The sequence below is a fragment of the Bartonella pachyuromydis genome (assembly GCF_039543065.1).
GTDB lineage: Bacteria > Pseudomonadota > Alphaproteobacteria > Rhizobiales > Rhizobiaceae > Bartonella > Bartonella pachyuromydis.
The window spans coordinates 59,070-82,629 of sequence record NZ_BAABJA010000003.1 but is presented as its reverse complement, the minus strand read 5'-3'; the positions used below and the strand labels follow the sequence as shown (position 1 = coordinate 82,629).

The window sequence follows — 23,560 nt, the reverse complement described above, 5'->3', positions numbered from 1 at the left end:
CCTCGTACTCTTACAGACCCAAAAAGGATACCTCCTTCTTCAGATATTCTGACATACTAGCTGTTAATTATTTAGAAAGGAATATGCCCCAAGAAAATTTTTAAAAACTTATCAAGATTAAAGTTAACGCAGTGCATTAACTTGTTTAAAAGTGTTGTAAAGTTTAATAAAAACAAACTATTGTTTGATTTAAACAAAATGAAAATATTGTTCACAACTCTGCTTTACAGGTAGAATTATAAGCTTGTTATATTTGTGTTAAGGGCAATTTCATGTGAGTTATATACGATATTTTTAAAAAGTCTGCGGTAAGAAAGTCCATTTGTGGATATATACCTAATCATTGCATTTTTTTCGATAAAATTAACGAATCATGCTCTCATTCTGATAATTTCTATTGATTCTAATGGGGGAAATTTACTATTATGCGTTTTTTAAAGTACACATGATTTAAAGTGTATAGTATGTGTAATGTTGCGAGACATAAAAAAAGGAACTTATCTTTTCATGGTATTTTAAAAAGTGAAAGTTGGAAAAATTGCGTATTCGTTAATGTTTTTATAGGTTGTTGTACTCCTTATCTTTAAAGAGATGTTTTTTCTTGATAGTAGGGTGTCTTTGGCTAAATTTTGAGGTTGTTGCGTTGACAATTGGATATTTTTCAGTCGATATGCGTGCACGGGTATTCTAATGCAATTCGAGATAAAGGTGTAAGAATAATGGCAGAGCGATCACAATACCTGCAAGATGTATTTTTAAATACGGTGCGCAAGCAAAAAATTTCTCTTACAATTTTTCTTGTAAATGGCGTTAAGCTAACAGGTATTGTAACTTCATTTGATAATTTTTGTGTTCTTTTACGTCGTGATGGACATGCGCAATTGGTCTATAAGCATGCTATTTCTACAATTATGCCTGGGCAATCTGTGCAGATGTTTGAAGGAGAAAATTCTGAATAAACAAGCCACTTCACTTTGAGATCTCTTATCCTATGTTTAAAAGTGCTTGGTTGACATGACAAATGAAAATAAGAGATTTGTGGGTTTTCCTTCGCGTGTTGAAAAACAAGTTCGTGCTGTTGTTTTGGTACCGGTTTATCAAGAAGACAAAAGTGAAAATACCGCAAGTGGGGATTCAATATCGTCTCGGCTTAAAGAGGCCTTAGGGCTTGCCCGAGCTGTAAGGTTGGAAGTTGTTTATCATGAGACGATTAATATTGTTACGCTTCGTCCAGCAACTTTATTTGGAAAAGGTAAGGTAGAGGCACTCGCTCAGTATATAAGTGAATCTTCTATTGAACTTGCGATTGTAGATTATTTTTTAACGCCAGTGCAGCAGCGTAATTTAGAAAAGTTATGGCATTGTAAAGTTATCGATAGAACGGCTCTCATTCTTGAAATTTTTGGGAAGCGTGCGCGAACAAAAGAAGGGGTTCTACAAGTTGAATTGGCACATTTGTCTTATCAAAAAAGCAGGCTTGTGCGTAGTTGGACACATTTGGAAAGGCAACGTGGTGGTCGTGGTTTTTTAGGAGGACCTGGTGAGACACAAATCGAGGCAGACAGACGTCTTTTGCAAGAGAAAATTATTCGGATTCGCCGTGAATTAGAAACAGTTATTAAAACACGTGCTCTTCATAGAGCTAAAAGAAAAAAAACATCCCATCCTATTGTTGCTTTAGTTGGATATACCAATACAGGAAAATCAACGCTTTTTAACCGTTTAAGTGGTGCAGATGTTTTGGCAAAGGATATGTTGTTTGCAACACTGGATCCAACTTTGCGTAAAGTTGTTCTTCCTCATGGACAAACTATTCTTTTGTCTGATACGGTAGGTTTCATCTCTAACTTACCAACGCATTTGATTTCCGCTTTTAGAGCAACTCTTGAAGAAGTTGTTGAAGCGGATCTCATTCTTCATGTGAGAGATATGTCTGATTTTGACCATCGTGTACATGCGCAGGATGTTTTGAGAGTACTTTCAAGTCTTGGTATTGATATTGATGATACAAAACGTATCATAGAAGTTTGGAACAAAATTGATCTATTGGATGAGCAGGCGTTAAATGTTTTGCAAACAAACGCAAAAACACGATTAAATCCTGCGGTAATGGTATCAGCGCTCATGAACGATGGGTTAGATCAATTATCAACAGCAATTGAAAAGCGAATTTTTGGAGAAATACAAAAGGTTGAATGTCTTTTAAGACCTCATCAAATGTCGCTTATTGATTGGTTTTATGAAAATTCTGGTGAGATCATGCAGGAAGGGCATGATGATGGTTCTGTTACCATTAGAGCAGTACTTACCTGTGAAGCAAAAAAACGCTTAGAGCATATCAAACAAAATCTGAACTAAAGTTTTTTCAGCTATTATTGAATATTTTTCTTAAATTTTACGACTTTCTTATCACAAAATAATATGACTTCAAGTTAAGAGGATAGTTACTACTTTCTCTTAAGTAAAAATTATGAAGTATTTTTCTGGTTGAAATAAAGATGATTCTTAAGTGCGATAGAAAACTGTTGGTACGCACAGTATTGCAAAACATTTTTGTTGTTTTGTTGTTAGCAGTGCTTTGTACATCTTTGGTTTGGATGTATTATTTTGTTCAGCCACGAGTTTATCGCGCAAGTTTAACATTTTCAATATCGGATTCTATAGGAAAGCCTTTGCCAATTGAGAAACAAAATAATGTTATTGCTTTTCTCTTATCTCAGCCCATAATTTTAAACAATTCAAGTTTACAGAGTTTTTCTTTAGGAAACTCTCGCGAGAAAGATTTTCGTGAAAATATTCGTTTATTCCGCAATGGTAATTTCTTTGATCTTATTTTTGAAGCAGAAACACTTGAATCTGCTCAACATGGATTAGAGGTTTGGTTTTCCGCCTTTTCAAAAGCAATCATAAAACAGAAACAAAAATTATTGTTAATGGAACAGAAAACGACTCAACAATATGATAAGAATGAGATTTTCGATATTGTGCATGGATTTCGTTCATCTGTTGATTCTTTCGTTTATCACAATGTAAAACAAACAGAGCTTCATGATCTTTCTGTGCAGTTAACGGAAGCAACTTTAAAGCGTATTCATTTAACGAGTTTGAATTCTACTATTAGTATAGCGCGCGAGAATGGACAGTCTTTACTGTCTTTATCATTTATTGCAAGTCACCCTATGATTTCTGCATTAGAAACTAAACGTAATCTTTTAGAAACGCAAAGAGCGCATATGGTTGTGCAATTAGGCTGGACACATCCTCAAATTAAAGCAATGACGGCAGAATTAGAGGCGGTTTCTCAGCAATTAGAAAATAAAATTTTGCAAATCGTTCATCAATTTCACTCAGATGAGATTCTTGCAATAGAGTTTGAAAAACAACTTAAAAAAAGGATGAGTTTTTTTGCAAAAGATCAATCCCAATCTTTGAATCAAATGTTTGATGAGCTCGAACATAGAATAAGAGCTGTAGTAGCTTTGCAAAGCAAAGAGATGAGTAAGGATTTTTCTCTTTTGCAAAACATAAAGGTTCAGGTGGTTGTACCAACAACATTAACAGAAATTCCTTTTATGGATCTTTATGGGAAAAATTTTATTATCAGTGTTTTTACGAGTTTAATTACTCTTTTGGGAGGGGTATTGTTGTTTCGTCAATATCCTATGATAAGGAAAAATAAACTAAGAGAAAATCATAAAAATAGTGAAAGTACTTTCGTATCTGAAAGAATGAAAGAACTTGAATTTTTTGTTACAATAGAGGGGTTATCTGATTTTCTGAAGCGTCACACTGCAGTGCTTATTTCAATCATTGGACCAGAAGCTGCACGAACAGCAGCAAAACTCTCTCTTCATCTCATCAAAGAGCACAAAACGATTTTGTTGGTGGATATTTCTGGTCAACAAATAGAGAAAGTCATTGGTCCACATAGAGGATTGAGTGATATTTTAACAGGAAATGCTCAGTTACAGGATGTTATTTATCGTGATTATGACACGGGAGTTGATATTCTTCCTCAAGGGTTAACGAGTGCTGTATCTGCACAAGATTTTTCAAATGATATTCCCAATCTCTTACAAGAATTTAAAAAAGATTATGATTTCATTCTTTTAGAGATGGAGAGCGAACCAAAATATGGGGTTGAACAATTTGCAAGGCTAACAGACCATTATATCTGTAGTGTTGCTCTTGATGAACAGGATTGGATATTAAAAATGGTGCGTCAATTTCCAAAAACTGTTTACCGTGTGGTTGCATCATCTATACCATAGAATATGAATTGCATATTATAGTATTACCCTTGTCTTGTGCTAAAGTTGTAGTACATACTTTAAAATGGCTGAGATTTTTAATGTTTAAGTTTTGAAGTGGGTTATGATTGGAGAGAGACGTGGGGCAATCAGAGATGAGCATAAAGAGATTGAATGAGAGAGTTTTGACACCATTGCAGAAAAAAAATAGAAAACAAATTCGCTTGTGGCTTTATTCTATTTTATTCCTTTGTTTGGCAATTGTTTTAGTGGGGGGGGCTACCCGCTTGACGGGATCAGGGTTATCGATAACTGAGTGGAAGCCGATTCACGGTGTTATTCCGCCAATTGGTGAAGACCAATGGCAAGAAGAGTTTTTAAAATATCAACAGATAGCGCAATATAAGCTACTTAATAGTGATATGACGTTAAGTGCCTTTAAGGTAATTTTTTGGTGGGAATGGGCACATCGGGTTTTAGGGCGTCTTGTTGGTCTTGTCGCTTTATTCGGTTTAATTTGGTTTTGGACGACTAAGCGCGTTGAAAAAAATATCTTACTTCAACTTACTATTGTTCCGGTTCTTATTGCATTTCAGGGATTCATTGGTTGGTGGATGGTTGCTTCAGGTATTGGCCAAAGTAATTTGACCAGCGTGAGCCAATATCGTTTGGCATTTCATCTTATAACAGCTTGTTTTGTTATTATTTTTGTTACTTATTTATCACGAGGGCTCGCAGAATATTCCGAAAAACCAGCAGACCAAAGGATACAATATTTTGCGGGATGGCTTGTTGTTTTTATTTTGATTGAAATTTATTTAGGTGCTTTGGTTGCAGGGCTCCATGCTGGAAAAGTTTATAATACATGGCCCCTTATGGATGATCAGATTATTCCTGATGGATTGTTGCAACATACTCCTATTTGGCGCAATTTTTTCGAAAATCCCTTAACAGTTCAATTTGTCCATCGTTTTTTTGCTTATTTTTTATTCGTTATGGCAGTTATTCATGCTTTGTATCTGCGAAAGAGTGTTCCAAATTCAACACATTCGCGTCGTGCATTTTTGCTATCTATTATGATTTCTATTCAAGCATTTTTGGGTATTTTCACCTTACTCCATGAAGTGCCTATAAGCTTAGGGCTTATTCACCAAAGTGTTGCGTTAGTAGTCTTATGTTTTTCTGTTGCACATTGGCGTGCGACAAAAGGAGCATATCGTGCTGTTGAATAATAGCTTTGTATAAAGACAAGAAAAGTTTAACTTCCTAACAGCATTAAGTCGAGATTTTGAATAGCTGCTGCGGCTGCGCCTTTTCCTAAATTATCCAGGAGGGCACAGAGATTGAAAATACCTTCGCGGTCATTGCCAAAAATGAAAAGTTTCATCTCGTCTTTATGTGCTAAGTATTCTGGGTCGAGTTTGGTGAGAGTTGCCGTCTCTTCTTGTGATGCAATTGTTATAATATTTTGTCCATCGTAATGGGTTTCAAAAATTTCTCGCAGATCAGAACAGTTGGCTGATTTTGTAAATAAACGGCGGTGGAGTGGAATATTTACGATCATTCCTTGGGGAAAACGACCAACACTTGGTACAAAAATAGGGGTTTTACTGATTTGTCCATAGAGTTTAATTTCTGGAACATGTTTATGTTCAAGATTGAGAGCATAGATAAAATAATTTTCTTGAATATCATTTTGTTGAGATTGGTTTTCCATTTGTGCAATCAATTGTTTTCCACCACCAGTATAACCGGATATTGCGTTAATTGATATCGGATATGAGGTATCTAGCAGGCCAGCTTCACGGAGTGGACGAATCAAGCTAATTGCACCGGTAGGGTAACAACCAGGATTGGTCACGTAATGTGCTGCTTGGATGTGTTGTTTTTGTCCCGCAGTCATTTCAGGAAAACCGTAGACCCAATTTGGCATAATACGGTGGGCTGTTGAACTGTCAATAATTCTCACTTTTTTATTATTTTTAAGCGCGTTAACAGTCTCGCGTGCTGCATCATCTGGGAGACACAAAATAGCAATGTCAGTTTGATTAAGGCAGTCTCGTCGAATATCAATATTATGTCGATCTGTATGAGCAAGAGAGAGTAATTTAAAATCCGAACGCTTCGCTAGTCGTTTTTGTATTTGTAATCCAGTTGTTCCATGTTCACCGTCAATGAAAACTTTTGTTGTCATTCTTTTTGCCTTAAATGATTTTTTTTGCCATATCCAGCTTATCATATTATAAATGATTACTAAATTAAATTATTGAATTTATTAAAGTTATTAATCATTTTTCTTGTAAAGAAATGCTACAAAATAAAAAGGAATGAAGAAAAACTTAATATTCATTTTTTATTATTTTGTGAAGGAAAAGATTTTCGTTTATTATAGTGGGGGAATAAAATAAAATTTGCACCATTTTAAAGTGAATGTGGTTTAAGATATTTTGTTTACGTAGTTTGCTGTGTTATCGTTTAATGAATTTATTTTTTAATTTTAGGAACATATTTTATGAATCAGCAGAGAAATGACATACAAAAGCGCTTTTTTAATGATAATTTACAAACCGCCGATGTTGCAATCTTTGATGCAATTAGGGGAGAATTTGAGCGTCAACAACATGAAATTGAGTTGATTGCTTCAGAAAATATTGTTTCAAGGGCGGTTCTTGAAGCACAAGGGTCAGTTTTGACAAATAAATATGCAGAAGGTTATCCAAGAAAACGCTATTACGGGGGATGTCAGTTTGTTGATGTCGTTGAAGATTTAGCAATTGAACGAGCAAAGCAGCTTTTTGGTGCTGCTTTTGCAAATGTTCAAGCTAATTCTGGTAGCCAAATGAATCAAGCTGTCTTTTTAGCTTTGCTCAAGCCTGGTGATACATTTATGGGATTGGATTTGAATGCTGGTGGTCACTTAACTCACGGTTCATCTGTCAATATGTCTGGAAAATGGTTTGATGTTGTTTCCTATGGTGTGCGTCAAGAAGATCAGATTCTTGATATGGAGGAAGTTGAACGCCTTGCAAAAGAACGTAAGCCCAAGCTTATTATAGCGGGTGGTTCGGCTTATCCGCGTCTATGGGATTGGAAACGCTTCCGCGAAATAGCAGATGAAATTGGTGCTTATTTTCTTGTTGATATGTCCCATATTGCAGGTCTGGTTGCTGGTGGTGTTCATCCTTCTCCTGTTCCCTATGCACACATTGTAACGACGACGACGCATAAGTCACTGCGTGGTCCTCGAGGTGGTTTGATATTAACAAATGATGAAGCTTTAGCTAGAACAATTAATTCAGCGATTTTTCCTGGTCTTCAGGGAGGTCCTTTAATGCATGTGATTGCAGCTAAGGCTGTTGCATTTGCGGAGGCTTTGCAACCTTCTTTCAAAAGTTACAGTGCTGATGTTGTTGCCAATGCCAAAACCTTAGCAAAAACATTACAGAGTAATGGTTTTAATATTGTTTCTGGTGGTACAGATAATCATTTATTATTGGTTGATTTGCGTTCCAAAAATGTAACAGGAAAACGTGCCGAATTGGCTTTGGGACGAGCAAATATTACTTGTAATAAAAATGGTATTCCTTTTGATCCTGAAACACCGTCAATAACTTCAGGAATTCGTCTTGGATCACCTGCTGCGACAACACGTGGTTTTGCAGAAAAAGAATTTATTCAAGTTGCTAACCTGATTTCAGAAGTTCTTGATGGTCTTGGGACAGCAAAAAGTGATGAGGATAATAATGCCGTTGAAATGGCTGTTAAGGAAAAGGTGAAAAATATAACAAATCAGTTTCCTCTTTACTCTTATCTTAGCACTTGTTAAGGACACAAAAGAGATGCGCTGTCCTTACTGCCAATATGAGGATACTCAAGTTAAAGATTCGCGTCCAGCCGAAGAGGGGGCGGTGATTCGTCGTCGGCGTGTGTGTTCTGTTTGTGGTGGTCGTTTTACAACTTTTGAACGCGTTCAGCTGCGCGAGCTTTTGGTTTCTAAAAAAAATGGACGATGCGAGCCATTTGATCGTGATAAGTTAATGCGTTCAGTTGATATAGCTGTACGTAAGCGAAATATTGATCCTGAGCATATTGAACGAGCGATTTCTGGTATTGTCCGTCAACTCGAAAGTTTGGGAGAACCAGAAATTGCTTCGGAGAAAATTGGTCTTCTTGTGATGGAAGCATTGAAAAGAATTGATGATATTGCCTATATCCGTTTTGCTTCTGTCTATCGAGATTTTCGTAATGCAAGCGATTTTCACGATGTTATAGACGAGTTGTCGAAAAGTATAACGGATACAGAATTTTGTTTTGATGAATAAAAAAATGCAAGATAAGCGTTTTATGGCAGCAGCTATTCGTTTGGCAGAGCGTCATGTCGGTCTTACCGGTGAGAATCCTTCGGTTGGTACATTGATTGTGCAAAACAATAATAATGCGGGAGCATATATTGTTGGTTATGGTGTAACCGCCGTAGATGGGAGACCTCATGCTGAAGTGCAGGCTTTGCGTATGGCGGGTTCTTTAGCACGTGGTGCTACTGCCTATGTTACTTTAGAGCCGTGTTCACATTATGGAAAAACCTCACCATGTGTAAATGCACTCATTGATTCAGGTGTTTCACGAGTTGTTATTGCTCTTACTGACTTAGATAAACGGGTTGATGGTCGTGGTATTGCTCTGTTACGTAAGGCTGGAATTGAAGTTGTTGAAGGCATTTTGGCCGAAGAGGCTTTTGAAGCATTATGCACGCATTGGTGTATAAGGAAGATGCAACGTTGTGCTGTTACTCTGAAAATGGCCATTTCTGCTGATAACGGTGTGGGAAAAAAGGGGCAGGGGGGGATAAAAATTAGTGGAATGATTTCTCATACGCATACGCATATTCTGCGTGCTCAAAATAATGCTATTCTTGTTGGTATTGGTACTATATTAGCGGATGATCCACAATTGAATTGTCGTTTGCCAGGGATGGAGATGCGTTCGCCTATACGTATTATTCTAGATGCAGATTTATCTATTCCCCTTGATGCAAAAGTTGTGCAAACAGCAAAAAGAATTCCTACATGGGTTATTTGTGATGTGAATCTTGCCAAGGAAAGCAAAAAAAATGCATTAGAAATGTCCGGTGTGTCTGTATATTCGGTAGAATTGAGCAATGGTTGTATGCAACCCCTTGCAATTTTACAGTTCCTTTATCAACGTGGAATTCAGAGTGTTTTACTGGAGGGAGGAGTCAAAACGGGGGAAAAGTTTTTAAATGCTGGTTGTGTGGATCATTTAATATGCTTTTATGCGCCTGTTATTTTAGGACAAAATCGTATTGAAGCGCCTCATTTTGGAAATTATCTTTCGCAGTTTCATGAAGTTGAAACAAGAATGTTTGGAAATGATCGTTTTTATAAATGGAGACGTAAGACATTATGTTCACAGGGATTATAACGGATATTGGTTGTGTTGAAGATCTTCAATTTTTAAGGCAAGGCGTGCGTTTAAATATTTCTACACGCTATGATCTAGAAAGCCTAGAAATTGGTGCATCGATTGCCTGTTCGGGAATTTGTCTGACAATTGTTGAGAAAGGATTAAAACACGCTAATATCAGTTGGTTTGCTGTGGAGGCTTGGGAAGAAGCTTTGCGTTTGACCAATCTTGCAGGGTGGAAAAAAGGGACTTGTATTAATTTAGAGCGTTCACTCCGATTAGGTGATGAAATGGGAGGGCATTTGGTTTTTGGTCATATTGATGGCCTCGCTCTTATCATTGATCAGAAAAATGAAGGTGATGCAGTTCGTTTTTTCTTAAAAGTTCCAACACAATTTACCCCCTTTATTGTGAATAAGGGATCTATTGCACTTAATGGAACATCTTTGACGGTTAATTGTATTGAGGATTGTATTTTTGATGTTCTTATTATTCGTCATACACTCGAAATGACGACTTGGGGACAAGCTAAAATTGGAGATCAGATCAACTTAGAAATTGATCAGTTTGCTCGTTATGCTGCGAAGTTTTCTGGTTTCAAAATGAAAGATCAATAAACTGAAAGTTTCTGATAGTTTTTGGAATTTTATGATCCTAAAGACATTGATTTATTTTTCTATTGGGATTCTGTTATGATAAAAGAAGTACATAAGCCATTACATCTCTTAATTGTTGAAGCACGTTTTTATGATGGAGTTTCTGATGCGCTTTTGAAAGGTGCAGTAAGTACTTTGCAAAAAGCTGGAGCAAGCTATGATATGGTAACAGTTCCTGGAGCATTGGAAATACCAGCTGCAATAGCTTTTGCTGAAAAAAATAATAAGGTATTTTACGATGGTTATGTGGCGCTTGGTTGTGTTATTCGAGGCGAAACATACCATTTTGAAATTGTTGCTAATGATTCTTGTCGTGCTTTGATGGATTTAACTGTTCATAAAAAGTTAGCTATTGGAAATGGTATTTTGACTGTGGAAAATGAAGAACAGGCATGGGTGCGTGCGAGAGAAGATGAAAAAAATAAAGGTGGTTTTGCTGCTGAAGCTGCTTTATGTATGATCACTCTAAAAAAGAGATTTGGAGATAATCAGTAAATATGTCTGATAAGAAAAGAAGAGATGCCCGTTTAGCGAATAAACGTGGAGCAGCGAGGCTTGCTGCAGTTCAAGCACTTTATCAAATGGATATAGTCGGTTCTGGTGTGATGGAAACCGCTGCTGAATATGAGGCTTATCGTCTAGGAAAAGATATTGATGGTGATCAGTATCTTGATGCCGATTTTCAATGGTTTTTGGCTATTATTACTGGTGTTGTAAAGAATCAAAAACAACTTGATCCTATGCTCCATCAACAGCTTTCTGCAGAGTGGTCACTTTCCCGTCTTGATTCTATACTGCGTGCAATTTTGCGTGCAGGTCTGTGGGAGTTAATCAATCGCCAAGATGTCCCTATTGCTGTTGTTGTGGACGAGTATGTCGATATAGCAAAGGCGTTTTTTGAAGGTGATGAACCAAAACTTGTCAATGCGGTTCTTGACAGCATGGCAAAAAAAGTCCGTACTTAAAAAATACGCTACAATCCTGATGTTATCAGGATTGTATAGAGACTGTTATAATTTAATTATGGATAGGTAAGTTCGCTGGACCTTTTATAATTTGAATTAAAAAAGGCTGCTCTTTTGTTGCAGTTGGCGTTGTTTTCGCAATAAAATCAAACACTTGACCATCTCGTAGACCATAATTAGCTATCTTAGTAACCTGATCATTTTTGTTAAAGTAAATAGCCAAAACTTTACGATCAATAATTTTTGTTTTCATAAATTGCATCCCACGATAGCGCGTTTGTGAGATATAGTAAAAGATTTCATTGTCGTATTTTGTTTTTAGCGAGGGTGTTCCTAACGTGAGCAGAACTTGCTCTTGGCTTGATCCAATGGCAATGGAATTAAGAGCATTTTTATCAAGAACGTAACCTTCTTGATATATTTGACTTGTCCCTGAGGAATCAAGAACACTACAACCCGCAACTGCTACCATGCTTGCTATTGACAGACCAATCAATAATTTACGTTTGATTAAATCCACTCTCTGGGGAATTTGAAACAATGGTATCTCCCTTTTACACTTAGATATACTACCAGAAGGCAACCTCAAGTTTTTTCTCATTTTAGCTTAATCTACCGTAGCTTACATTGAGTTTCCCTGTTATAAAATGGATTATGCCATACAGAATTTCTTTAGAAAAGAAAAAAATGAATGAAATGTGTTTTGGCTAAATAAAAGCGCAATATATTATATTTTTCCTATTCGGGAGTTGCCAATGAATGTTCAAAATATTCCTCAAATGACATTTGCTTTGGCTTATCCAGTATCAGTGCGCTTTCTCCCTGCGAAAGGCATAAGGGTTCATATTTGTGCAAATCAGCGAGAATGTGCGCATTTAGCTAAAAATCATGCTCTCGTTGAAGTAAAGTCTTGTGAGGGAAAGTTTCATATTTTTCCGTGGAAAAAACGTGGGGTACGTATAAAAGGCCTATTGCAGGCACGTATAATACAGCTATGTGTTGTCACTTTAGAGCCAATAGAGAGTGTTCTCCGTGAAAATATTGAGGTTGTTTTTGTTCCTGAAGATTCAAATTTATTGAAACCTAACATCTTGGAGGATACAGGGGAATTGTTTTTAGATGCGGAGGGGCAAGATATGCCGGAAGTGTTTTATGGCGATAAAATTGATGTTGGTGCTATCATGGAAGAATTTTTTGAGTTATCCATTAATCATTATCCGCGCAAAGAAGGAGTTAAGATGCATATGATTGAAAATGGAGAAACATCTGAAAAAAAAATATCGCCATTTTCTGTTTTGAAAAGTTGGAAGTAATTGTAAAAACATAAAAAATTTGCCTATTGTTATTAGTATAAAAACGTTATTTTGCGGAATTATTTTCGCGGAACATGTTTTTTTGTTGTTCTAATAGCAAAAAATTGTGATAGGCATTTGAAACGCGTAAATGAGATGTAGGATATGCAAGCGTGATTAGAATTTCTGTGGATGTCATGGGCGGTGATTATGGTCCAGAAGCAACTATTGCAGGAGCCGCAATTGTACAAAAACATTTGCCAGATGTTTATTTTCTGTTTTACGGCATTGAAGATGTTGTTGAGCCAGTTTTAAAAAAATACCCTCGTTTAGCGTCTGTGTCGCATTTCTACCCCACAGAAAGTTATACCCGTATGGATGAGAAACCAAGCCAAGCGCTTCGTAATGGGCGTGGTAAATCATCAATGTGGTATGCAATTGAAGCGGTAAAAAAGGGTGAAGCTGATGCTTGTGTTTCTGCCGGTAATACTGGTGCGCTTATGGCAATGTCTTATTTTTGTTTAAAAATGATGGCGGAAGCTGAACGTCCAGGGATTGCGGGTATTTGGCCAACACTGCGTAGTGAGAGTATTGTCTTGGATATTGGAGCCACAATTGGTGCCTCTGCTAGTCAGTTGGTTGATTTGGCGGTTATGGGAGCCGGTATGTTTCGTGCTTTATATCACACTGAAAAACCAACCGTTGGGCTTTTAAATGTGGGGGTTGAAGAGGTTAAAGGCCTTTATGAAATTAAAAAAGCTGGAATGATATTGCGTGAAGTGCAATTAGATGGGTTAGAATATAAAGGATTTGTTGAAGGAAATGACATTGGAAAGGGAACAGTAGATGTTGTTGTAACAGAAGGATTTTCTGGCAATATTGCTTTGAAAACAGCAGAAGGAACTGCCCGACAGATAGCAGAGATCTTAAACTCCGCAATGCGAAGTTCTCTTGTAGCATCTTTGGGTTATTTTTTATCGCGGAGCGCTTTTCGTACACTGAAAAATAAAATGGATCCCGATAGGGTGAATGGTGGCGTTCTTTTAGGCTTGAATGGAGTTGTCATAAAAAGTCATGGTAGCGCTAATGCTGACGGTTTTGCCTCTGCTATCCGTGTTGGTTATGAGATGGTTCATAATAAACTGTTAAAGAAAATAACTGCTGATTTACGATGGTTTCATGAGAATAAAGAAACACTTTTTGATTAAGAAAATGAAATGAATGGAGGGGGATTGTGATAAGCTTTTGTAATATAAGTAGAGAATATCAAGAAAAGGTTAGGGACGAATGATTCGATCCATTATGCGAGGTGTAGGAAGTGCTTTGCCTCAAAAAAGCTTATCGAATGATGATATTGCGAAATTTATTGAAACATCAGATGCATGGATTGTTCAGCGTACAGGAATACGCCAACGTTATCTTGCCAATGACAGTGAGACAACTGTTTCTTTAGGAATTGAGGCTGCGCGAGCGGCACTTATAAATGCTGGTTTAACAATCAAAGACATCGATTGTATTATTTTAGCAACGTCAACCCCGAATCATACTTTTCCTGCTTCTGCTGTTGAAATTCAACGTGCTTTGGGAATGCGCCATGGATTCGCTTTTGATATTCAAGCTGTTTGCTCCGGTTTTATTTTTGCTTTAACAACAGGAGATGCTTATTTGCGCTGCGGAGCAGCTAAGAGAATTTTAGTTATCGGATCTGACACATTTTCTCGAATTTTAGATTGGAAAGATCGCACAACATGTGTTTTATTTGGTGATGGTGCGGGTGCTGCTATTTTGGAAGCACACAAATGTGAAGGGGAGGGTGCTTTGGAGCGTGGCATATTGTCTACAAGATTACGCTCTGATGGTGTGTATATAGATAAGCTGTATGTTGATGGTGGTCCGTCGACAACAAAAACAACAGGTTATTTACGCATGGAAGGACGAGAGGTTTTTAAATATGCAGTTGGTATGATAACGGATGTGGTTGATGATTGTTTTGCGGCTGCTGGTGTGGATGCTTCAAAATTGGATTGGTTTGTGCCTCATCAAGCCAATAAACGTATCATTGAAGCATCTGCTAAAAAATTGGGAATTGCCATAGATAAAGTGGTGATTACTGTTGATCAACACGGTAATACATCTGCAGCATCGGTACCATTGGCTTTAACAACAGCTGTTGATGATGGAAGAATTAAAAAAGGAGATCTCATCATGTTAGAAGCTATGGGAGGGGGGTTTACATGGGGAGCAATTCTTATTCGTTGGTAGATTATAGTCGCTTGACCATATTTGAATAAAACGTATAAGTCACTTTGTAATTTTTAATATTTGAAATAGGTGGTTATAATGACAAGTAAGACAGTGACGCGTGCAGATTTAGCGAGCGTAGTTTGTAGAAGGGTGGGCTTGTCACACACTGAATCGGCAGCTTTGGTTGAATTGGTTCTAGATGAAATTTGCAATTCATTGGTCAGAGGTGAGGCAGTTAAATTGTCTTCTTTTGCGACTTTTCAAGTTCGTAGTAAAAATGAGCGTGTTGGGCGCAATCCAAAAACCGGTATTGAAGCACCTATCTCGCCACGACGTGTGGTGACATTTAAGGCTGCGAATATACTTAAGCAAAGAATTCTCGATTCGCATCGTGCAAGACAAAAAAAATGATACTGTATAAATAAACGTTATTAAAAAGTTTAACGTTTATTAAAAAATCTGTATAAAATTAAGTTTTGCGTTTTTATTAAAAAGGCTTTTAAATTTAAATGTCGTCAAGTGTGGTCCTATTTTTGACTAATCTTGTTGAGAAATTGAGAATTGATTGAGTCTTTCATGAAATCATTCGTAATGTTTTAGATAAGGTGTTGTAAAATGGATAAGAGCTCCGATGCTTTTCGCACAATTAGCGAAGTGGCTGAGTTGTTGGAGCTTCCTCAGCATGTGCTAAGATTCTGGGAAACACGTTTTAGGCAGATTAAACCAATGAAACGTGGGGGAGGAAGGCGCTATTATCGTCCAGCTGATGTTGATTTGCTCAATGGTATTAAGCGGTTACTCTATGATCAGGGGTATACGATAAAGGGTGTACAACGCCTTTTAAAAGAGAATGGGGTTGCTTTTGTTACTGCATTCGGGAATGGCAATCTTGATGCTATGGATGTTGTAATAGAAAAAAAACATGGGGGACAAACTGTTGAATCTAGCAACAATAAGCCTAAAAGGTCTTCTTTTGGACTTTTGGGTTTTATGAGAAATGAGGGAGAAGCATCAGTTGGTTCTGTTAATGTTCACAAAAATAAAACCGACAAAGCATTATTGCAAGAAACATTGTTTGAACTCATTGAATGCAAACGCGTGCTTGATAGGGCACGATAAAAACCATTTCCTTAACTTTAGAGTATTCTTATCTTTTTTAGGCGTTGAGTAAACGGCGCAGATCTGGTGGTATTGCCTCATCTGTGAGTTGCTTAATCGCTTCTTCTGTAGATAAGAGAACTTGATCCGTGCTTCCTAAGCGGCGCATGTTTACACTATTTGTTTCAGATTCACGTTTTCCACATACCAAAATCACAGGAACTTTTTGTAAAGAGTGTTCACGTATTTTATAGTTAATTTTTTCATTACGAAGATCTGATGATGCTGAAAGCCCAACAGCTTTAAGTTTTGCAGTTATTTTTTGTGCATATTCATTTGCTTCTGATGTAATTGTTGCCACAACGACTTGTTCAGGAGCAAGCCATAGAGGCATATGTCCAGCAAAATTTTCGATTAATATACCAAGAAAACGCTCCATTGATCCGAAAATAGCACGATGGATCATAACAGGTTGATGTTTTTCTGAATCTTTATCAATGTAAAATGCACCGAAACGTTCAGGAAGATTAAAGTCTATTTGTGTTGTGCCACATTGCCATTCACGACCGATAGCGTCCTTTAGTGTATATTCAAATTTTGGACCGTAAAATGCACCTTCACCTGGTAGGATACTTGTTTTGATTCGTCCTGTAAATTTTGTTTCAATCGTTTTGAGAACGGATTTCATGATATCTTCCGCATGATCCCACAATGAGTCAGACCCAACCCGTTTTTCGGGACGTGTTGAAAGTTTGAGGCTAATTTCTTTAAAACCAAAATCAGCATAAGTTGATAAGATTAAATCATTAATACTAAGGCATTCATCGGCCAATTGCTCATCAGTACAGAAAATATGCGCATCATCTTGGGTAAAGCAGCGTACACGCATAAGACCATGGAGAGAGCCTGAAGGCTCATAACGGTGGACAATACCAAATTCAGCAAGTCTGATAGGCAAATCGCGGTAAGACTTTAAACCATGTTTAAAAATCTGCACGTGACCAGGACAGTTCATAGGCTTAAGAGCGTAAATACTCTCATTATCCCAATCCTCAGCGGCTGGAATCGCTTTGAACATATTCTCTTTATACCACCCCCAATGGCCAGATATCTCCCAAAGTGATCTATCGAGAACTTGTGGTGCATTGACTTCAGCATATTGATGATCATCAAGACGCCTACGCATATAGTTGATCAAATTCTGAAACATTTTCCAGCCTTTTTTGTGCCAAAAAATCATGCCCGGTCCTTCTTCTTGAAAATGAAATAAGTCCATTTCACGTCCCAAGCGGCGATGATCACGTTTTTCAGCTTCTTCTAGCATGTGTAGGTAGGCTTTTAAGTCATTTTCATTAGCAAATGCCGTACCATAAATTCTTGTTAGCATTGGATTATTGGCATCACCACGCCAATAAGCTCCTGCTACTTTCATTAATTTGAAGGCATTGCCAACTTGCCCAGTAGATTGCATGTGTGGTCCGCGGCAAAGATCAAACCAATCGCCTTGATAATAGATTTTCAAATCTTGATTTTCAGGGATGCTATCAATAAGCTCAACTTTGTAGAGTTCGCCTTTTTGAGAAAAAATCTCTCTTGCTTTTTCACGAGACCAAATTTCTTTTCTAAAAGGTTTATTACGTTGAATAATTTCACGCATTTTCTTTTCAATGACAGTGAGATCTTCCAATGTAAAAGGTTGTTGGCGTGCAAAATCATAATAAAAACCATTTTCAATAACTGGGCCAATTGTCACTTGTGTTTCAGGAAAAAGTTCCTGTACTGCTTCAGCTAGAATATGTGCACAATCATGACGTATGAGTTCAAGAGCACGTGGATCTTCTCGAGTAATAATTTCTATTTGACCAGTTTGTTCTAATGGATCCGATAAATCTCGAATGATTCCGTTAAGACTATAGGCGACGGCTTTTTGGGCAAGTGATTTAGAAATGGATTCTGCCAATTCCAATCCTGTCATTTGGGTGGGGTAATCACGTTTTGAACCATCAGGAAAAGAAAGAGAAATAGAGCAAGACATAAAACACCCCTTTAAACCAATTCCGCCAACGATTGCGAATGGTTTCGTAAAAATTAGTCATCATTTATTAAAGTCTATAGTCTGTTTTTTTATCAATACGTATAAAAAAAGAAAAGAATTATTTATTGTGTTTTTTATAAATTTTCCAGTAACGCCAAGGTTTATAAAAACAATAAGAGCTTTCAAGAGAGGTAGGAACTGGATCGAATCCATATGTTCCAAAGGGGCCACAACGTATAATACGAAAAAGCCCCATCCATGCACCAACCCACAGTCCATAGCGTGCAATTGCTTCATAAGTATATTCTGAACAGGTTGGTGCGTGGCGACACTGATTTCCTATGAGACTGGAGAATGTTATTTGATAAAGACGTATCAAGAAAATACCCAATAATCGCCCTGGTGTTTTTTTCCAAGGATCCATATAATTTCGTGTTTTTTTCTTTTTTTGTTGCAACTGTAATTTGAGCATTTATTTTTCTTCAATTTGTTTAATACAATCTATCATAGCATCAAAGGGAAGCATTGTTGAATCATGACGCACTCGGTAGTCTTTAATGGGTTGTAAGCAAGAAAAGGCTTTAAAAGGATCTTGAGGAGTAGGACCATCTTGCGTTAGCATACAATAGATAATCTCGCGTAACATTTTTAGATTTTGTGTTGTTTGCCCTATGATATGAGATGCTAAAAGCGAAGCTGAAGCCTGCCCTAGTGCACATGCATGCACTTCATGGGCAAAGTCGGTAACGATATTATTTTCTACTTTTAAATCTACAGTGATTGTCGAACCGCAAAGGCGCGCATATTTTCTTGACGTTGCATCTGGATTGTGAAGGCGTCCAATTCTACTTATATGCGCGGCATGTTCAAGTATTTTATTACTATAGATATTGTCAATCATGCGCTATTCCCTGAAATCTCGAGAGAGGTGATTGTTTAAGCTTTTCATTCTCTTATATAGAGATTATACAAAATGAAATAGATATGTAGCAAATGTTTTGTGTAAAGTAAGCTTGGAGTTTTTAGATGCATAATGTTGTTAAAAGAGATACGAGAGAGTTATTGTTATCTGAAGAGGAGCGTCCAAGCTTCGAAGAGGTGGAAGAAGCGATTCGTACATTGCTCTTATGGATAGGGGAAAATCCAAATCGAGAAGGGCTTTTAGATACTCCAAGACGTGTGGCTAAAGCATATCGCGAACTTTTTATGGGTTATCATAAATCCGTTGAAGAAGTTTTGGGCACGGTTTTTGAAGAAGTTTCGGGATACAATGATGCAATAATCGTGAAAAATATTCCTTTTTATTCGCATTGTGAGCACCATATGATTCCAATTGTTGGAAAAGCTCATATCGGCTATCTTCCTGATACAAAGGTTGTTGGTCTTTCAAAAATTGCACGTGTTGTAGATATTTTTTCTTGTCGTTTACAAACCCAAGAGGCTATGACAGCTCAAATAGCTGATGCTTTGGCCGTGCATCTGCAGCCACGTGGTGTTGCGGTATTGATTGAGGCGGAGCATATGTGCATGGCTATGAGAGGAGTTCAAAAGCAAGGATCTACAACTGTTACCAGACGTTTTTATGGTTGTTATGAAGAAGATCAAGCTATACAGGCTAATTTTATGATGATGGTGCAAAGTTTATAGTAAAACCTATATTCTCATAATTTACATTGGACTATACGGTATTATTTGAGTGAAATAAATCGTGAGAAAGTGAAAATAGGCTTGTACCTTGCGTTGTGATTTGTTAAAGCCAAAAAACTAAAATTTTTTACGTCACTATGTGCGGTCGTGGCGGAATTGGTAGACGCGCAGCGTTGAGGTCGCTGTGGGGCAGCCCGTGGAAGTTCGAGTCTTCTCGACCGCACCATTGTGAATTTTCTGCAATATGCTTAATATTGGTATTTATCTTATTTTGTTTACAAGTAATTGTTTTTATTTAATTAATTGTTTTTTACATGCGATTTTGATATCTGATGAATCTGCCGAAAGTGCAATTCAAAAGGTGATTTAAAAAGTGACTAGGAAAGCAAGAACACGTGATAGATTATCTGCTTTATCTGTAAAAAAATTTCCTAAAGACGAGTATGTAGATGGATCTGAACTGCAGCTTATCAAAGTGCATCATTTAAGTTCTTTGTAGCAAATACGAATTCTCTTCATATTTTAAAGAAAGCTCTTTTATGCATTGTAGAGGGGGGTTTCTTTATGTGTTATCTTCGTGTACTCTTAGTAATGGTTTTATTTCAGGGTAGCAGAAATTTTGTTTTTCTGGGGCGTGGGGTGTTGAATCTTTTTAAGAGGGCTTGAGTGGTGTTAGTAAGAGGCATGGTATTTTTAAGGTGTTTAGCGTTCTTGGTTTGTATGTCTTTACTAACAGCATGTGGTGATTCGCGGGCTGTGCTTTGGCATGGGGTGAATGCGACACCATCTATGATAGCAGCACAACGGGAAGTTGAAAAAAAACCAATCCCTCCAAAAGCTATTGTTCCGGTGTATGTTGCAACAAGTCGTATGATACAAAATAATTACTCTCAACCTTATGGAGCAGAGAGATCAAATAAAGTGCACTACAACCGCGTTGATGTAGGCATTCCTCAACGACATGTAAAAGGGCTTGTCGAAATAAATTCTTATAAACCTACGCACGATAAATATTTTGCAGCAGTGGCATTACAAAAATACGATAACAAGGAACAATTTAAACAGCAATTAAATGCTGCTTTAGCAAAAAAAACAAAAGGAAAAAGAGAGATTTTTCTTTTTATCCATGGTTATAATAACAATTTTGCAGATGGCACATTTCGTACTGCTCAATTTACATATGATTATTCTTTAAATGTTGTCACTGTACATTATTCGTGGCCTTCTGCTGGATCAGTTCCTCTTTATATTTATGACCGTGATAGTGCCAATTTTGCCCGCGACGGACTTATAGAGCTTTTAACACTCATTAGCGAAACCAATGCAGATCAAATTTCTGTGATTGCACATTCTATGGGCAATTTCGTCATTATGGAAGCATTTAGAACTTTAGCATTACAGGGAAAATATAAACCTATTCGTCGTATTACAAGTTTTTTAATGGCAGCGCCAGATATTGATATTGATGTGTTTGAACGTCAGCTTAATGATATTAAAAAATTGCCTCAACCAACCGCTATTTTGGTATCCCGTGCAGATAAAGCGCTTGCTGTTTCAGGGCGTCTTACTGGTGGTCATCATCGTTTGGGAGATGGTTCAGATATTGAAATGTTGCGTAAAAATGGCATAGCTGTTCTTGATTTTTCTCATGTTGATGGTGGAACGCATGATGTTTTTGCATCTTCACCGACATTGATGGCACTTTCTCGAGAAGGGTCTTTGGCCTCAACAATTATGCAGGGTACAGAGTTATCACCTAGTCAGGCGCTTCTTGCTGATAGTAGTAGTGTAATAGAAAAAACAACACATCTTATCTTTTACGCACCTGTACGTTTATTATCTCCATTAACTCCACATATAGGTACGGAAAGAATGGGAAAACGCTAAATATAAATGAATTGCGAGTAAGGTTTTTAGCACTTTCTTTAGAATAGCTTTGTAGAATAAAAACTGAATAGCGGAATGAATGCAAAAACCAGTCATTAGGTGAGTTTATGATGGTTGAACAAAAGCGCTATGCCAATACGCCTACATTAGTTGATTATTTATCTCATTCCGCAGTTCAGTTATTAGATATTCATACTATACTTTTAAAGGCGAGAGAAGGTCATATGGGGGAGAAACCAAATTTATTACGCCAAATTGATTCTACAAAAAAACAGCTGGATGAAATAAGCCAAGCTCTTATTTTAGAATATCGGAAACGCCAAGAAAATGAGCGCTTTTTAAAACAAATTTTACTATCAATTGCAGATCAACTTTTTGCGCTTAATAGTAGTTTTAAGGAAACTGGACGCCTTTTTTTTCAAGAGATGAGAATATTGCAATCTCAAATGCAATGTTTTTATGAGGGAAAGGAGAAGCAGCATCTATTAAATAGCCAAGAAGCTTTTTGTTCTTCGTCAAAAATTGACGAGGTTATTAAGCAGTTACAAAAAGCACGAAAAAAGCTTATTGTTGAAAGCCCTCATCTTTTCGAAAAAGAATACTCAAGCTCAGAAAAAGAGAGTTTTTGAATAAAACACGTTAGTAAAACACATTTTTAGTTTATAAAAAACAGCATGTCAAAAAATCAGAGCTCTTTAAGAACGCAATCGATTCTTACTATGAAATTTTTATAACAAAACCTTTTAACTTCTTTCATCGTAAAATCATGAGATCGTTTGTTTACACTTTGAATGGTTTTTCTCAGCAGTGCTTGAAAGAAGTCAATTATGAGAAAAATTAACAAAAAAGAATGTGCTTTGTAAAAGTATCTTATCTCACTTTCATTTGGGGATTCCTTACGTTACATTAAAAATGTTTATTAAAATAATAGGCTGTAGCAATAAAAAAGAGAATGCTATCTCCAGAGAAAGTAAAAACAATGACGGATAATTCTTCTATCAATATCTTTCAATCCATTTTGTCACGTAAATCGATTCGCGCTTTTACTAACCAACCAGTTTTGCAGGAAACGATTGAAGAAATTTTAAAATTTGCGGCTCGTGCACCATCTGGAACAAATCTTCAACCATGGCAAGTCATTGTTCTTACAGGGAAAGTATTAGAAAAGTTAGGACAAGAACTTTCACACCTTGTACTTTCAGGAGTAGAAGGAGAGCGTGAATATCATTATTATCCACGTCGATGGCGTGAACCTTATCTTTCAAGGCGTCAAAAAATTGGCTTGGATCTTTATAAGAGCCTTGGAATTCAAAAAGGTGAGCAGGAAAAAATGCTTCTCCAGAAAGCGCGGAACTTTTCATTTTTCGGGGCGCCTGTAGGACTTTTATTTACAATGGATCATGATATGGAAATGGGGAGCTGGCTTGATTTGGGTATGTTTATGCAGACTCTTATGTTAGCGGCCCGTGGATTTGGATTAGATACTTGTCCTCAAGCGGCTTTTGCGGATTACCATAAACAAATTCGTACATTTTTATCTGTTCCTCCTGAGCGTCATATTATTTGTGGTATGGCACTTGGCTATCGTGATATGAGTGCTCCAGAAAATAATTTTGAGACTGAACGCGAGCCAATCGAAAACTTTGTACGTTTTATTTAATTGGGGAAGAAGTAAAGTTGTAAAGGTGAAAATCAACTTCTTATGCAAAACAAAACACCATCGTGTTGTAAATTCACGCGTTTTTTAAAAAGAGTCATTACTCAATGCATACAGGCCTACCTTATGGTGCTATTTGTGAATGGTATAGTGCATAAATTCATTGAGCAATGCTATCTTTATGTTTATGAAATAGAAGGTTGGGGCTTTATCATATTCTTTGTTAACTTTGATATATCGCTATAATCTTGCATTTGGGAGCGTTTATAAGAGATGTTTTACCCACATGCCAATTTTGCTTGTGATGTGCAAAAAATATTTTTAGCTAATTTAACTTGAAATAAGATTAATAACTATAAATCAATAGGTTATACAAATATCTTTATGAAAATTATTTTAAATGTA

At 36.9% G+C, this 23,560-nt stretch carries 24 protein-coding genes and 1 tRNA gene; 20 read left to right on the top strand and 5 right to left on the bottom strand.

What is annotated here, in order from left to right; all coding sequences use genetic code 11:
- Positions 1–719: 719 nt before the first annotated feature.
- The 4 genes from hfq (at position 720) to ABD917_RS03390 (ending at position 5,482) form a co-directional block, all read left to right on the top strand.
- Positions 720–959: an RNA chaperone Hfq gene (hfq, locus tag ABD917_RS03405; protein ID WP_345118699.1), complete on the top strand. Its 240-nt coding sequence runs from the start codon at positions 720–722 to the stop codon at positions 957–959.
- 55 nt (positions 960–1,014) lie between these two features.
- Positions 1,015–2,358, top strand: coding sequence for a GTPase HflX (gene hflX, locus ABD917_RS03400; RefSeq protein ID WP_345118698.1), 1,344 nt, complete (start codon positions 1,015–1,017; stop codon positions 2,356–2,358).
- Positions 2,359–2,498: 140 nt separating this feature from the next.
- Positions 2,499–4,271: a hypothetical protein gene (locus tag ABD917_RS03395; protein WP_345118697.1), complete on the top strand. Its 1,773-nt coding sequence runs from the start codon at positions 2,499–2,501 to the stop codon at positions 4,269–4,271.
- Between the two features lie 119 nt (positions 4,272–4,390).
- Positions 4,391–5,482 (top strand): COX15/CtaA family protein, encoded by a 1,092-nt coding sequence (locus ABD917_RS03390; protein WP_345118696.1) that lies wholly within the window; start codon positions 4,391–4,393, stop codon positions 5,480–5,482.
- A gap of 26 nt (positions 5,483–5,508) precedes the next feature.
- Here the strand turns inward: ABD917_RS03390 and argC are convergent, their stop codons facing one another.
- The gene (argC, locus tag ABD917_RS03385) at positions 5,509–6,444 is read right to left on the bottom strand and encodes an N-acetyl-gamma-glutamyl-phosphate reductase (protein ID WP_345118695.1); all 936 of its coding nucleotides are present in this window, start codon (positions 6,442–6,444) and stop codon (positions 5,509–5,511) included.
- 318 nt (positions 6,445–6,762) lie between these two features.
- On the opposite strand from argC, the gene glyA reads away from it, so the two are divergent.
- From glyA to nusB, 6 genes are all read left to right on the top strand, one after another.
- Positions 6,763–8,076, top strand: coding sequence for a serine hydroxymethyltransferase (gene glyA / locus ABD917_RS03380; RefSeq protein ID WP_345118694.1), 1,314 nt, complete (start codon positions 6,763–6,765; stop codon positions 8,074–8,076).
- 13 nt (positions 8,077–8,089) lie between these two features.
- Positions 8,090–8,572 carry a transcriptional regulator NrdR gene (gene nrdR, locus ABD917_RS03375; RefSeq protein WP_345118693.1) on the top strand — a complete coding sequence of 161 codons (483 nt, stop codon included), beginning with the start codon at positions 8,090–8,092 and terminating at the stop codon, positions 8,570–8,572.
- Positions 8,565–9,692, top strand: coding sequence for a bifunctional diaminohydroxyphosphoribosylaminopyrimidine deaminase/5-amino-6-(5-phosphoribosylamino)uracil reductase RibD (ribD, locus tag ABD917_RS03370; protein WP_345118692.1), 1,128 nt, complete (start codon positions 8,565–8,567; stop codon positions 9,690–9,692). The genes nrdR and ribD overlap by 8 nt, the downstream gene beginning before the upstream one ends.
- Entirely contained in the window at positions 9,674–10,291 is a 618-nt protein-coding gene (locus ABD917_RS03365) for a riboflavin synthase (protein WP_345118691.1), read from the top strand. The genes ribD and ABD917_RS03365 overlap by 19 nt, the downstream gene beginning before the upstream one ends.
- Positions 10,292–10,366: 75 nt before the next feature.
- Positions 10,367–10,825 carry a 6,7-dimethyl-8-ribityllumazine synthase gene (locus tag ABD917_RS03360; RefSeq protein ID WP_345118690.1) on the top strand — a complete coding sequence of 153 codons (459 nt, stop codon included), beginning with the start codon at positions 10,367–10,369 and terminating at the stop codon, positions 10,823–10,825.
- A 2-nt stretch (positions 10,826–10,827) separates the two neighbouring features.
- Entirely contained in the window at positions 10,828–11,295 is a 468-nt protein-coding gene (gene nusB, locus ABD917_RS03355; RefSeq protein WP_345118689.1) for a transcription antitermination factor NusB, read from the top strand.
- Between the two features lie 52 nt (positions 11,296–11,347).
- On the opposite strand, the gene ABD917_RS03350 is transcribed toward nusB, so the two are convergent.
- Entirely contained in the window at positions 11,348–11,827 is a 480-nt protein-coding gene (locus ABD917_RS03350; protein WP_345118796.1) for an outer membrane protein assembly factor BamE, read from the bottom strand.
- A 223-nt stretch (positions 11,828–12,050) separates the two neighbouring features.
- Between ABD917_RS03350 and ABD917_RS03345 the strand changes: the two genes are divergently transcribed.
- The 5 genes from ABD917_RS03345 (at position 12,051) to ABD917_RS03325 (ending at position 15,950) form a co-directional block, all read left to right on the top strand.
- Complete coding sequence (locus ABD917_RS03345; RefSeq protein ID WP_345118687.1) at positions 12,051–12,608, top strand: YceD family protein; 558 nt, start codon at positions 12,051–12,053, stop codon at positions 12,606–12,608.
- A 152-nt stretch (positions 12,609–12,760) separates the two neighbouring features.
- The gene (plsX, locus tag ABD917_RS03340) at positions 12,761–13,795 is read left to right on the top strand and encodes a phosphate acyltransferase PlsX (protein ID WP_345118686.1); all 1,035 of its coding nucleotides are present in this window, start codon (positions 12,761–12,763) and stop codon (positions 13,793–13,795) included.
- Between the two features lie 79 nt (positions 13,796–13,874).
- Positions 13,875–14,849: a beta-ketoacyl-ACP synthase III gene (locus ABD917_RS03335; protein WP_345118685.1), complete on the top strand. Its 975-nt coding sequence runs from the start codon at positions 13,875–13,877 to the stop codon at positions 14,847–14,849.
- 78 nt (positions 14,850–14,927) lie between these two features.
- Positions 14,928–15,242: an integration host factor subunit alpha gene (locus ABD917_RS03330; RefSeq protein ID WP_345118684.1), complete on the top strand. Its 315-nt coding sequence runs from the start codon at positions 14,928–14,930 to the stop codon at positions 15,240–15,242.
- A gap of 204 nt (positions 15,243–15,446) precedes the next feature.
- Positions 15,447–15,950, top strand: coding sequence for a MerR family transcriptional regulator (locus ABD917_RS03325; protein WP_345118683.1), 504 nt, complete (start codon positions 15,447–15,449; stop codon positions 15,948–15,950).
- A gap of 37 nt (positions 15,951–15,987) precedes the next feature.
- Here ABD917_RS03325 and thrS read toward each other — a convergent pair whose 3' ends face one another.
- The 3 genes from thrS to ABD917_RS03310 all read right to left on the bottom strand — a co-directional run bounded on the left by thrS (position 15,988) and on the right by ABD917_RS03310 (position 18,865).
- A complete protein-coding gene (gene thrS, locus ABD917_RS03320; RefSeq protein WP_345118682.1) occupies positions 15,988–17,964 on the bottom strand; it encodes a threonine--tRNA ligase in 1,977 nt (658 codons plus the stop codon).
- Positions 17,965–18,082: 118 nt separating this feature from the next.
- Positions 18,083–18,436, bottom strand: coding sequence for a membrane protein insertion efficiency factor YidD (gene yidD / locus ABD917_RS03315; protein WP_345118681.1), 354 nt, complete (start codon positions 18,434–18,436; stop codon positions 18,083–18,085).
- A complete protein-coding gene (locus ABD917_RS03310) occupies positions 18,437–18,865 on the bottom strand; it encodes an iron-sulfur cluster assembly scaffold protein (protein WP_345118680.1) in 429 nt (142 codons plus the stop codon). It abuts the gene before it with no gap.
- Positions 18,866–18,990: 125 nt separating this feature from the next.
- Here ABD917_RS03310 and folE point away from each other — a divergent pair, with 125 nt between their 5' ends.
- The 5 genes from folE to ABD917_RS03285 all read left to right on the top strand — a co-directional run bounded on the left by folE (position 18,991) and on the right by ABD917_RS03285 (position 23,158).
- Complete coding sequence (gene folE / locus ABD917_RS03305) at positions 18,991–19,611, top strand: GTP cyclohydrolase I FolE (RefSeq protein ID WP_345118679.1); 621 nt, start codon at positions 18,991–18,993, stop codon at positions 19,609–19,611.
- Between the two features lie 141 nt (positions 19,612–19,752).
- Positions 19,753–19,837: transfer RNA gene (locus ABD917_RS03300), tRNA-Leu, on the top strand.
- A 458-nt stretch (positions 19,838–20,295) separates the two neighbouring features.
- The gene (locus ABD917_RS03295) at positions 20,296–21,498 is read left to right on the top strand and encodes an alpha/beta hydrolase (RefSeq protein ID WP_425548544.1); all 1,203 of its coding nucleotides are present in this window, start codon (positions 20,296–20,298) and stop codon (positions 21,496–21,498) included.
- 110 nt (positions 21,499–21,608) lie between these two features.
- A complete protein-coding gene (locus tag ABD917_RS03290) occupies positions 21,609–22,127 on the top strand; it encodes a hypothetical protein (protein WP_345118794.1) in 519 nt (172 codons plus the stop codon).
- 350 nt (positions 22,128–22,477) lie between these two features.
- On the top strand, positions 22,478–23,158 hold the full coding sequence (locus ABD917_RS03285; protein WP_345118678.1) for a nitroreductase: 681 nt from the start codon (positions 22,478–22,480) through the stop codon (positions 23,156–23,158).
- Positions 23,159–23,560: the final 402 nt, after the last annotated feature.